Source organism: Bacillus songklensis, assembly GCF_042649685.1.
Taxonomy (GTDB): Bacteria; Bacillota; Bacilli; order Bacillales; family Bacillaceae_H; genus Bacillus_BA; species Bacillus_BA songklensis.
Window position 1 is genome coordinate 25,748 of record NZ_JBHRZT010000020.1, and the last position, 13,246, is coordinate 38,993.

The window sequence follows — 13,246 nt, forward strand, 5'->3', positions numbered from 1 at the left end:
TTATTCGATTTCGTTTTCTATTGTATCGAATACTTCATCTTCTTGCTCAGTCAGGTCTTTTTGTTCGAACATTCTTGGATAAATGCCTTCTTGTTCCGCCTCTGATTCACTCTTAATATCAATTTTCCAGCCTGTTAATTTCGCCGCTAAACGAGCATTTTGTCCTTTTTTACCGATTGCCAATGACAACTGATAATCCGGTACAATAACAGTTGTTGCCTTTTCTCCCTCATCCACAATGACATCGAGCACTTTGGAAGGACTTAATGCATTCGCCACGAATTCGACCGGATCTTTTGACCAGCGAACAATGTCAATCTTTTCGCCTTTCAATTCGTTAACAACTGCTTGAACACGCTGGCCTTTCGGCCCAACACATGCACCTACCGGATCTACATCTGCCAAATCAGAATGAACGGAGATTTTCGAACGGTCCCCAGCTTCACGTGATACAGACTTGATTTCTACTGTACCGTCGTAAATTTCCGGCACTTCTTTTTCGAATAAACGTTTTAAAAGACCTGGATGTGTTCTGGACACATAAATTTGCGGCCCTTTTGTCGTTCTTTCTACTTTTGTAATGTATACTTTAATGCGGTCATGCGGCTTATATTGTTCGTTTGGCATTTGCTCGTTTAATGGAAGCAGCGCCTCGATTTTCCCTAAGCTTACATAAATGAAACGTGAATCCTGACGTTGCACAATTCCCGTCATAATATCTTCTTCACGGTCAGCAAACTCGGAATAAATAACACCGCGCTCCGCTTCACGCACGCGCTGAGTCACAACTTGTTTCGCTGTTTGCGCTGCAATACGGCCGAAATCTTTTGGTGTTACCTCGATTTCCACAATGTCATCTACTTGGTAGTTCGGATTGATTCTTTGTGCTTCCTCCACCGAGATTTCCAATCTTGGATCAAACACTTCGTCTACTACATCTTTACGTGCAAACACACGCATGGTTCCTTTTTCTAAATTCAAGTCAACTCGCACGTTTTGTGCCTGGTTGAAATTTCGTTTATAAGCAGAAATTAACGCTGCTTCAATGGCCTCAATAATGACTTCCTTACCAATGCCTTTTTCTCTTTCCAATAAATCCAGGGCATCGAGTAATTCGCTGCTCATATTTATTCCCCCTTTATGTACTTGATTAAGCTTAGAAAACGACCGCCAGCCTTGCAAGGGCTATTTTCTCATAAGGAATTTCAATCGTCTTCTTTCGCGTTTTGATTTTGATTGTAATAGTGATAGTTTGCCCATCAAAAGCCGTGAGCTCGCCTTCAAACTCTTTTTCTCCACCAATTGGTTCATATGTTTTTATGTATACATTCTTGCCAATTGAACGCTCGAAGTCCACTTGCTTTTTTAACGGACGTTCAGCACCAGGCGATGATACTTCTAAAAAATAATTGTGCGGAACCGGGTCATGTTCGTCCATTTTTTCACTAAGACGCTCACTTACCAGGGCACATTCGTCAATATCAATTCCTGTTTCTGAATCAATAAATACGCGCAAGAACCAATCTTTACCTTCTTTTACGTATTCAATATCTACAAGCTCCAAATTCATATCATTTAAAATAGGTGTCACTAATCCTTCAACAATCTCTGTTACTTTACTCATTGTATTCCTCCTTTTAACGACACCCCATATGCCCTTTTTGATAAAAATTCCCTGCCAAATGAGCAGGGAAACATATTAAACGATAACAATAGGAAAGAGTGGGTTTCCCCACTCTTTGGCTTCGTCATTCTTAGCATTTCCATAATTACTATAACATACTCATCCTTTTTATGCAAATTAGAATAACGATAGCTGGTTCTGATCAGGCAAGGATTCCAGGCAGCCATGGTTATCTAAATACTCGAGAATCGTTTTTGAAACCTTACCGCGTTGCTGCAAGTCCTCTTTTGATAAGAACTCTCCTTCTTCCCTTGCTTTTACGATGTTTAATGCCGCATTTGTTCCAAGACCCGGGATGGAATTGAATGGCGGAATCAAGGAGTTGCCATCAATGATAAAGTCTGTTGCACTTGAACGATACAAATCAACTTTCTGGAACGAAAAACCACGCTCACACATTTCAAGAGCCAGCTCCAGAACCGTAAGCAAACTTTTCTCCTTTGGTGAGGCATCAAGGCCTTTTCCGTTAATTTCTTCGATTTTGGCACGAATGGCTGTAGAACCTTTCACCATCGTATCTATATCGAAATCATCTGCACGTACCGTAAAATAAGAAGCGTAATAAAGGAGCGGATGATGCACTTTAAAATACGCAATACGTACAGCCATCAATACATACGCAGCAGCATGGGCTTTCGGGAACATGTATTTAATTTTCTTACAAGAATCTATATACCAATCCGGTACACCATTTTTAATCATTTCCTCTTCAAACTCAGGAGATAACCCTTTCCCTTTACGTACCGACTCCATGATTTTAAAGGCAAGGGACGGCTCAAGTCCCTGGTAAATCAAGTACACCATGATGTCATCACGACATCCGATTACTTCGGACAGTGTACATGTACCATTCTGAATAAGCTCCTGCGCATTTCCCAGCCATACGTCCGTTCCATGCGACAATCCGGAAATTTGCACAAGCTCCGAGAAGGTCGTTGGCTTTGTATCTTCTAACATTTGGCGAACAAACCGAGTCCCAAACTCTGGAATACCGAGCGTTCCGGTTTTACACATAATTTGCTCTTCCGTTACACCGAGTGATTCGGTACCACTGAAAATTTTCATCACTTCCGGATCATCGGTCGGGATCGTTTTTGGATCGATTCCGCTTAAGTCCTGAAGCATGCGAATAACGGTCGGATCATCGTGTCCGAGAATATCAAGCTTTAATAAGTTATCATGAATGGAGTGGAAATCAAAGTGCGTCGTTCTCCATTCTGCGCCAGTCGCATCTGCCGGATATTGAATAGGGGAAAAATCAAAAATATCCATGTAGTCCGGTACAACGATAATTCCACCCGGGTGCTGGCCCGTTGTCCGTTTAACGCCCGTACACCCCGCTACGAGGCGATCCACTTCCGCTCCCCGTAAATGAAGGTTATGGTCACCTGCATAACCTTTTACGTAGCCGTACGCTGTTTTTTCCGCTACTGTACCAATCGTACCTGCTCGATATACATTATCTTCTCCGAACAACACCTTTGTATAGTTATGGGCACGCGGCTGGTATTCACCTGAGAAGTTAAGGTCGATATCAGGAACTTTGTCCCCTTTGAATCCAAGGAATGTTTCAAATGGAATATCATGTCCATCTTTTTTATAAGCCGTACCGCAATTTGGACAGTCTTTATCCGGCAAATCGAACCCTGAGCCGACCGAACCGTCATTAAAGAATTCAGAGTGCTTGCACGCTGGGCAAATATAATGCGGCGGCAGCGGATTGACTTCTGTAATCTCGGTCATCGTGGCAACAAAGGAAGAACCGACCGATCCGCGGGAACCGACCAGATATCCGTCATCGAGTGATTTTTTTACAAGTTTATGGGAGATTAAGTAAATAACGGCAAATCCATGACCGATGATACTTTTCAGCTCTTTTTCAAGTCGTGCTTCCACGATTTCCGGGAGAGGATCACCGTAAATACTTTTTGCCATTGCATAGCTCATTTGACGCATTTCTTCATCCGCGCCCTCGATTTTTGGCGTATATAAATCATCTTTAATCGGTTTGACTTCTTCAATCATTTCAGCTATTTTTTGTGTGTTTGCCACAACAATCTCTTTTGCTTTCTCTTCCCCCAAAAATGAAAAACACTCCAACATTTCATCTGTCGTTCTAAAGTGCACATCCGGGAGTTTATGGCGATTGAGCGGATTGGCCCCGCCTTGTGAGCTAACTAAAATTTTGCGGTAAATCTTGTCTTCTGGGTTTAAGTAGTGAACATTTCCTGTCGCCACCACCGGCTTGTCTAATTTTTCCCCAAGCTTAACAATATTCGTAATAATCTCGCGCAGCGCTTGCTTATCCCGTACAAGTTCCAGCTCAATTAAGTGCTCATAATTAGCAGGAGGCTGTACTTCGATATAATCGTAAAACTCCGCTGTTTGTTCCACTTCCTCAGGCGATTTTTGCATCATGCCCTCAAACACTTCACCTTTGTCGCAAGCCGTTCCAACTAAAAGTCCGTCACGAAGTTTGACAAGCTTTGAACGAGGGATGCGCGGTACACGATAGAAATAATCAATATGAGAAATTGAAACAAGTTTGAATAAATTTTTCAACCCCGTTTCGTTTTTCGCCAAGATTGTCACATGATAAGGTCTTGCACGCTGATATGCATTTCCTTGTCCCATATAATCATTGAACTGGTCATGAGAAGTGATTTCACGTTCCATTGCGTCTTTTAGCATTTTGACAAGCAAGTAACCAGTCGCTTCCGCATCATAAATGGCACGGTGATGCTGTGTTAATTCAACATCAAACTTTTTCGCCAATGTATTTAAACGATGATTTTTCATTTCTGGATATAAAAAGCGGGCTAATTCCAGCGTATCAATGACAGGGTTGGCAGCTTTATCCATGCCTATCTTTTGCAGTCCTACATTTAAAAAACCCATATCAAAGCTTGCGTTGTGAGCTACGAGGATATCGTCACCAATCCAATCATGAAATTTGCGCAGCACTTCTGCTACTTCCGGAGCGTTTTGCACCATATCATCTGTTATGCCCGTTAATTCAATTGTCGTTGCTGACAGCGGATGATGCGGGTTAGCAAACGATTCAAAGCGATCAATAATTTCTCCTTCTTTTACTTTCACTGCAGCCAATTCGATAATCGTATCGTAGACCGCTGACAATCCCGTTGTTTCCACGTCAAATACAACATACGTTGCATCGGCCAAATTTCGTTTCGTTGGATTATAGGCAATCGGAACACCGTCATCCACTAAATTGACCTCAATACCGTATAACACTTTGATTCCATTTTTCTTGGCAGCCGAATACGCTTCTGGAAATGATTGAACCACCGCATGATCGGTTACGGCAACCGCTGAATGTCCCCATTTTTTAGCCTGGCCAATCAGCTTGCTGACGGAAGTTACCGCATCCATTTGGCTCATCGGCGTATGCAAATGAAGCTCGACGCGCTTTTCGCCTTCAGGCGCGGTATCTTCGCGTTCGTCCGGTTTAATTTCATTCACATCGTTGGCAATCATTACTAGATCTCTTACAAACGTATCATTTTGCACACTGCCGCGAACCTTTAGCCACATTCCCTTTTTAACCGCATTCAATAACGGAATGTCTTCTTTATCACGGGAAAACATTTTGACCATAATAGAGTTCGTATAATCGGTAATTTTAAAAGTCAATAATGTTCGACCGCTTCGCAGCTCTCTCGTTTCCGCGTCAAACACATATCCTTGTACCGAAATTCTCTTTTCCTCATCAAAAATAGAATCGATTCGTACCGCTTCGTCTTTGATTAAATAACCGATTGTAAGCGGACCTGACAGTTCAGCAGCTGATTCTCCCGCTTTTTCTTGCTCTTTCGCCTGTATTTCTGTAATAGCGGCTAATACTTTTTCTTGATCTTCTTGTTTTTTTCTTTCCACAAATTGATTGTAGGCTTCTTCGGAATGAACGACTTCTGTTACAAGCTGCAGGGCAGGAAACCCGTATGCACAATATTGATCAATGATTAGTTGTCCATATTTTCTCTTAATGGCTTGGGCTTCTGTATCAATTCTTGTTTGCAGCTGCAATTTTATGCCATTAAGAGTAGGCATTTGATCCTTCAGTAAAGCATGCAGCATCGGAGAAATGCCTTGCAACTCCATCACACAGTGCTGCCAATATGCCTGTATATCTTCTTCACGGCATTCCTTTACAGGTGTTCTGATTGAAAACGATACATTCGCAATGTGGGAGAATTTAGTTCGAAGTCTCGTTAGAAATAACTCATAAACCGAAAAAGGCAGGATTTGTTTTAACACAAACTGAAAATGCCACTGCTTCTGTTCTCTATGAATCACGAGCTTTTCAATTCCCGCTTGTTCAAAGTAAGGCATCATTTCATCACTCGTCAATTCAAGCTGTTGGAGCAGAAGCTGAAATCGTTCTTTTTGTTCACGCGTTAAGCCTTCCATAAGTCTCCCTCCCCAAAAAAATCTTTTTAAATGAAACATTAAAACTTCCTGAAATCATGATAAAGGCTGCTTCAATGAAATGAACCGTCAATGAAACCTTTCATTCACTCGATTTCACACGACGGTTCACTCTCTCTTATTGTTATTTCACTTCTAATAAGGACGATAACGTATTAGTCAGTTCATCAACAGATACTTCCATTGATTCCCCTGTATTGCGTACTTTTACCTCTACGATACCTTCAGCAGCACGTTTACCGATTGTAACACGAACCGGAATTCCAATCAAATCAGAGTCGGCGAATTTAACGCCCGGACGTTCCGCTCGGTCATCCATCAACACTTCATAGCCTTTTCCTAATAAATCTTTATAAAGCTTTTCTCCCAATTCTTTTTGCTCTTCACTTTTCATATTAATTGGAATTAAATGAATATGATAAGGAGCAACAGCAACAGGCCATACAAGACCGTTTTCATCATTGAATTGTTCCGCAATCGCTGCAACTGTACGGGAAACACCAATTCCGTAACAGCCCATGATCATTGGCTGGGTACGTCCGTTTTCATCCAGGTACGTCGCCTCCAGCGCTTCACTATACTTTGTACCAAGTTTGAATACGTGACCTACTTCAATACCTTTAGCAAATTTGATGACACCTTGTCCATCCGGAGATGGATCGCCTTCTTGAATGAAGCGGATATCCGTATAGACAGCATGGAAGTCACGATCGGGGTTTACATTTTTATAATGATATCCCGCCTCGTTAGCTCCTGCCACAGCGTTGACCATTGCCTGCACTGCATGATCGGCAACAATCTCAACTTTCTCTGAAACAGAAATAGGACCTAAAAAGCCCACTTCGCAGCCCATGATTTCTTTTGTTTCTTCCACACTTGCAAGTTCCACCACTGATGCTTCAAAGTAATTTTTCACCTTAATATCATTCACTTCGTGATCACCGCGAACAAGCACAAGAACAAAGCGGTCATCGACTTTGAACAATAGGGACTTAATGCATTTTGATGCTTCTACATTTAAGAAAGCAGATACTTCTTCAATCGATTTTTGTGTCGGTGTTTCAACTTTTTCCAACGTTTCCGCAGGAACATTTTCCTTATTATACGTTGCGGTGACAGCTGCCATTTCAATGTTGGCTGCATATGAAGACGTATCGGAATAGGCGATTGTGTCTTCCCCTACATCCGAAAGCACCATGAATTCATGCGTATCCTTACCGCCTATCGCTCCCGAGTCAGCAATAACGGCACGGAAGTCCAAGCCGCAGCGTTCAAAAATACGGCTGTACGCCTCGTACATTTTGTTATACGTATCATCCAAGCTCTCTTTTGAGGCGTGGAATGAATACGCATCCTTCATGACAAACTCGCGCCCGCGTAACAATCCAAATCGAGGGCGTTTTTCATCACGGAATTTTGTTTGAATTTGGTATAAATTTAACGGAAGACGCTTATATGACTTGACCTCATCACGCACTAGGCTCGTAATGACTTCCTCATGTGTCGGCCCTAATGCAAACTCACGGTTATGACGGTCTCTCATTCTCATCAATTCAGGACCATATGAGTACCAGCGGCCGGACTCTTGCCATAATTCTGCTTGCTGCAAAGCAGGCATCAACAACTCTACAGAACCTGCGCGGTCCATTTCCTCACGTACAATCTGTTCTACTTTGCGAAGAACACGATAACCAAGCGGTAAAAAGCTGTAAATACCGCTTGCATTTTGACGCATGAAGCCGGCACGAAGCAACAATTGATGGCTCTTAAGCTCAGCATCAGCCGGCACTTCGCGTAATGTTGGAATTAAATTAGAACTTTGTCTCATTTATGTGCACCTCTTCAACTCTCCAAATATCTCTCTGTTACATTGTTTAAGTAAGGTAATTGCTTCACATTCATTTTGAATGATGCATAGAAAAAATCAAGCTTTTTTTATTTCTGCCATATTAAAGTTTATTATTGATTTTTGGCTCATTGGTGCGAAATGGCTGATTTCCACCAATGAGCCGATCATACAGCCCTCTACACGGCTCTTTAACAAGTCCCTTCATTTTATCCCCCATTAACGGGCAGTAAAATCCCCGCTGATGGAAGTTTCCTTTATAAGAAGAAACGCTGAATATCATTCCATGTTACAACAAGCATCAGCAGCATTAATAAAGCAAAACCGATGAAATGAACCATTCCTTCCTTTTGACGGTCAATCGGTTTGCCGCGAACTGCCTCAACTGCAAAGAACGTCAAGCGTCCCCCATCAAGTGCCGGAACCGGCAGCAAATTAACAATTCCAAGATTAATACTTAATACCGCAGCCCATTTCATTAAATAATAAATGCCGGATTGAGCTACTTGCTCGGTCGAAACATAAATTCCTACAGGACCAGAAAGCATATCGATCGAGAATTGACCAGTAATCAACTTCCCTAGCCCTACCACGATTTCTTTGGACCAAGTATACGTTTCAAGTGCTCCATTTTTCACTGCTCCAAAGAACGACTTCTCCATTGGCGGATAAACACCGATTAAGCCGATCGTTTGTTCTCCCACTTTTTTCTCTTCAGGGGTAACAGAGATGTCCAATGTTTCGTTATCTCTTGTTACAGTAAAAATTAGTTCTTCATTCGGATGGTTTTGAATGGTCTCAACTACTTTTTTCCATGAATGAACACTTTCACCGTCAATTGCCTGTACAATATCTCCTTGTCTTAAGCCTGCTTCAATAGCAGAGCCGTTTTTTGTCAATTGACCGATAATGGGCTTATCTACGGTGTAGCCTTGCATAAGGCCAATCACCAAAAAGATAAAAAAGGCAAGGACGAAGTTCATCAGCGGACCTGCAAAGATGGCCATTGTCCGCTGCCCTAACGTTTTAGAAGCAAACTGGCGGTTATAAGGAGCGATTTGGGTTTCCTCACCATCCATGATGAAAAAAGATTCCTCGCTCACTTCAAAACGCTGGAGGCGTTCATCTTCATCAGCCTCATATCCTGAAATATACATTTGATGCTCTAAATCCGCTTGTTCAACTTCTATGATTTTTGCATCCGGATATTGCTCTTTGCAATTAATAATCACTCTATTTACTTGTCCTTCTTTATTAAACAAGAGACCTACCATTTGCCCTGGCTTCACATCAATCATTTCCGGGTCTTCACCCGCCATTCGCACAAATCCCCCAAGCGGCAAAAGGCGAATCGTATAGACCGTTTCGTTTTTGCGGAATGAAAAGATTTTCGGTCCAAATCCAATGGCAAACTCCCGGCATAAAATACCAGCTCGTTTAGCAAATACTAAATGCCCCAATTCATGAAAAAATACGAGAGCACCAAAGATGACAATAAATGCAATAACTGTATCCAACGGGCGTTACCCCCTTTTTAAGATTAGAGATTTAACAAAATCTCTTGTTTTTGAATCTACCTCTTTAATTGTATCCAAGCAAGGATTTTGAACGATAGTATGGCTTTCCAACGCTTCCTGCAGTACATCCTCGATTTGTAAAAAGGTTAATTTCTCTTTTAAAAACGCATCTACAGCTTCTTCGTTTGCTGCATTCAAAACAGTAGGCATGGTCCCTCCCTGCTTTCCGGCTTCAAATGCAAAGGCTAAGCAGCGAAAACGCTCAAAATCCATTCTTGAAAAATGCAGCGTGCCTATTTCCCATAAATTCAAACGTTTTGTTTGCGGAAACGCCATGCGTTCTGGATACGTTAAAGCATATTGGATGGGCACTCTCATATCAGGGGTTCCCAGTTGGGCAATCACACTTGTGTCCTGAAATTCCACCATAGAATGAATGATGCTTTCTTTATGTAATACAACGTCTATTTTTTCGTATGGCATTTGAAATAACCAGTGTGCTTCGATGACTTCCAATCCCTTATTCATCATCGTTGCCGAGTCGATGGTAATTTTAGCTCCCATTGACCAATTCGGATGGTTGAGTGCCTGCGAAACTGTTACACCTTCTAACTCTTCCCGCCGTTTATCACGAAAACTTCCACCGGAAGCAGTTAAAATGATACGTTCAATCGCCTTTTCTCGTTCCCCCTGCAAACATTGATAAATGGCAGAATGTTCACTGTCTACAGGCAAAATGGAAACTTCGTATTTTGACGCGGTTTCCATCACGATATGGCCAGCGGTTACAAGCGTCTCCTTATTGGCTAAGGCGATCGTTTTCCCAAGCTTAATAGCTTCAAGCGTCGGAACTAATCCCACACTCCCAACGACTGCCGTGACGACTATATCGGCATCTGGATGGGAAACCACTTCTATTAATCCCTCTTCGTCATATACAAAACTAATATGGTCAAACTCCAAATTTAATGCATCTCTATCTTCTTTTTTTAAAACAGAAACGACCTTCGGCGAAAACTCTTTGATAATCTTTTTAGCTTCCTCGATATTTTGTCCAATAGACATGGATACTAACTGAAACTGTTCAGGGTGCAATCGAATAACATCCAATGTTTGCTGTCCAATGGACCCTGTGGCACCTAATAAAGCAATACGTTTCAATCTCTTTCACTCCTATTAACATTCAGCGACTTTAAAACATCATCAAGAAATACAGAATAGGCCACACAAACAGTAAACTGTCGAAGCGATCTAAAATACCGCCGTGTCCAGGTAAGATTCTCCCTGAGTCTTTGACCCCGTAATGACGTTTGAAGGCTGATTCAACTAAATCCCCCACTTGTCCAAATACAGATAGCACAACTGCTATAATCAGCAGTTGTATGATGGACTCTTCGACCGGGGCGAACAGTTGGAATATAACGGCAACTAAAATGGCACATCCCACACCACCAAGAGAACCTTCTATTGTTTTATTGGGACTAATCTCAGGCCAAAGTTTGTTTTTTCCCATAGCGCGGCCGATAAAATAAGCACCAGAGTCAGTCGCCCAAATGATAAACAGAGCAAAAAACACATAGACCAGACCAATCTGACGTATTTCAATGAAATAGTAAAAACCCATTCCGACATAAATGGTGGCCAGCATAACGAAGGCCGCGTCATCAAACGTAAACTTATTTTTAATCAATACTGTATACGTGAGCAGCAGCAATACCGCAAATAGAGCGATTTCCACCTTGTAATCGCTAAACATGATTAAGACTGAATCACTTCTTCTCGGAATAAGAAAAACCCATAAAAGGACAAGACTTAAAAAGCCAGGAAAAGAAAATAAATCAATTTTTTTCATCCTCAACAGCTCAAGGACTCCTATCGTTCCGAGGAGATAAACAAGCAAAGTAAACGGTAGTCTACCGTAAAAAACAATTGGTAAAAAGACCGCTGCCGCGACGACAGCCGTTATAATCCTTTGTTTCATCTTCTATTCAACATCCTTTTATCCGGCTCTAAGAGGCGGTAAACATTTGTTTTTTCAAGTGGAGATAACCGCCCGTAAGAGCCGATTAGTTCAACTAACTATCAATAGGCAACAAGACTCCCTACTAATAGAAGTTTCACTTTATATCCCTCCAAAACGACGACCTCTGTTTTGAAAATCTTCAATCGCTTCCACAAAGTCCTCTTCTCCAAAATCCGGCCATAAGGTATCTGTGAACCAAAACTCTGTATAAGCCAGCTGCCAAAGCATAAAGTTACTTAATCTCAGTTCGCCGCTCGTGCGAATTAAAAGATCCGGATCAGGCAGCTCCTTGCTCATTAAATAGGACGAGAAGCAATCTTCATTGATATCATCGAGCTTAAGATTATTTTGCTCATAATCGGCTATTATTTTTTTTATGCCTTCTACCATTTCGTAACGGCTTCCATAATTCAAGGCAAAATTTAAAATCAAGCCGGTATTATTCTTTGTTTCGTTCATTGCCTTTTCTACGGCACGCAGTGTGTGAGACGGAAGCTCATCTTTATTTCCCATGATACGCACTTGAACATTTTCTTCAATGAGTTCAGGCAGAAATGTTCCTAAAAATTCCTCCGGCAGCTTCATAAGAAAATCGACCTCCATTTTCGGCCTTTTCCAGTTCTCTGTCGAAAATGCGTATAGAGTCAATGCTTTCACGCCAAGTTCGTTCGCCACTTTTGTGATACGGCGAACAACTTTCATGCCCTCATGATGTCCCATTATTCTAGGAAGGGAGCGTTTTTGGGCCCAGCGCCCGTTTCCATCCATAATGATGGCGATATGATTGGGAATTTCGTAATTAAGCAATTCTTTTTTTCTGTCGCTTAAAGGCCTCTCACCTATTTGTTCCTCTTTCTTCCAACGTTGAAATTTTTTTAGCATCTAAAGGTCCCCCGTTATGCAACTATCGTAAATTCAGAAAAAGATTCCTTCAACACACAGGACGTGCTTACGAAGACTCGGGATTTACAGAATGCATCATCAAAGACGCTCCCGCAAGATGCCTAGGGCTGCGGCGTTCCTGACAGGACGTCGCATTCTTAGCCTTCGACCTTTAACTATCCGTTATGTGATGAGCATCGTTCTTTTTCTTACTTTACATTATTAACAAAAAAACCCCCTGTAAACAATAGAGGGTCTTTTACATAATATTTTACAGTGAAAAAGATTAAACTTCCATGATTTCTTTTTCTTTATCTTTTGTAATGCTGTCGATTTTCGCAATATGCTCGTCAGTCAGCTTTTGCACATCTTCACCGTAGCCTTTAACATCATCTGCCGTAATTTCACCGTTTTTCTCTAATTTTTTCAAATCATCGTTTGCATCACGACGGATGTTACGAACAGCTACTTTTGCATCTTCAGAATACTTTTTAACAACTTTCACAAGCTCACGGCGGCGTTCTTCTGTTAACGCTGGAATGGCAATGCGGATAACTGAGCCGTCATTTGTAGGATTAAGGCCAAGGTCAGATTTTAAGATTGCCTTTTCAACTTCGCCTAATTGAGACTTATCGTAAGGCTGAACCACTAATAAGCGAGCTTCAGGAACGCTGATCGATGCTAATTGGTTAATTGGAGTTGGAGCACCGTAATAATCAACTGTTACCCTTTCAAGTAAAGATGGATTAGCACGACCGGCACGCACTGTTGATAATTCACGTGTATATGCTTTGATCGCTTTTTCCATTTTTTCTTTTGCGCTTTGTAATACTTGTTTTGGCATG

General features: G+C 41.7%; 9 protein-coding genes. All 9 read right to left on the reverse strand.

The window, feature by feature from the left end; genetic code table 11:
- The 9 genes from nusA to frr all read right to left on the reverse strand — a co-directional run bounded on the left by nusA (window position 1) and on the right by frr (window position 13,245).
- On the reverse strand, window positions 1–1,125 hold the full coding sequence (nusA, locus tag ACFOU2_RS03140; protein ID WP_377912104.1) for a transcription termination factor NusA: 1,125 nt from the start codon (window positions 1,123–1,125) through the stop codon (window positions 1–3).
- Window positions 1,126–1,156: 31 nt separating this feature from the next.
- Window positions 1,157–1,624 carry a ribosome maturation factor RimP gene (rimP, locus tag ACFOU2_RS03145; RefSeq protein ID WP_377912106.1) on the reverse strand — a complete coding sequence of 156 codons (468 nt, stop codon included), beginning with the start codon at window positions 1,622–1,624 and terminating at the stop codon, window positions 1,157–1,159.
- A gap of 177 nt (window positions 1,625–1,801) precedes the next feature.
- On the reverse strand, window positions 1,802–6,115 hold the full coding sequence (locus ACFOU2_RS03150) for a PolC-type DNA polymerase III (RefSeq protein ID WP_377912108.1): 4,314 nt from the start codon (window positions 6,113–6,115) through the stop codon (window positions 1,802–1,804).
- Window positions 6,116–6,257: 142 nt separating this feature from the next.
- Window positions 6,258–7,961 (reverse strand): proline--tRNA ligase, encoded by a 1,704-nt coding sequence (locus ACFOU2_RS03155; protein WP_377912110.1) that lies wholly within the window; start codon window positions 7,959–7,961, stop codon window positions 6,258–6,260.
- A gap of 275 nt (window positions 7,962–8,236) precedes the next feature.
- Window positions 8,237–9,496 carry an RIP metalloprotease RseP gene (gene rseP / locus ACFOU2_RS03160; protein ID WP_377912112.1) on the reverse strand — a complete coding sequence of 420 codons (1,260 nt, stop codon included), beginning with the start codon at window positions 9,494–9,496 and terminating at the stop codon, window positions 8,237–8,239.
- A gap of 6 nt (window positions 9,497–9,502) precedes the next feature.
- The gene (gene dxr / locus ACFOU2_RS03165) at window positions 9,503–10,657 is read right to left on the reverse strand and encodes a 1-deoxy-D-xylulose-5-phosphate reductoisomerase (protein ID WP_377912114.1); all 1,155 of its coding nucleotides are present in this window, start codon (window positions 10,655–10,657) and stop codon (window positions 9,503–9,505) included.
- A 31-nt stretch (window positions 10,658–10,688) separates the two neighbouring features.
- Window positions 10,689–11,477, reverse strand: coding sequence for a phosphatidate cytidylyltransferase (locus tag ACFOU2_RS03170; RefSeq protein ID WP_377912116.1), 789 nt, complete (start codon window positions 11,475–11,477; stop codon window positions 10,689–10,691).
- 141 nt (window positions 11,478–11,618) lie between these two features.
- A complete protein-coding gene (locus ACFOU2_RS03175; protein ID WP_377912118.1) occupies window positions 11,619–12,401 on the reverse strand; it encodes an isoprenyl transferase in 783 nt (260 codons plus the stop codon).
- A gap of 286 nt (window positions 12,402–12,687) precedes the next feature.
- A complete protein-coding gene (gene frr / locus ACFOU2_RS03180) occupies window positions 12,688–13,245 on the reverse strand; it encodes a ribosome recycling factor (protein WP_377912120.1) in 558 nt (185 codons plus the stop codon).
- Window position 13,246 lies beyond the last annotated feature (1 nt).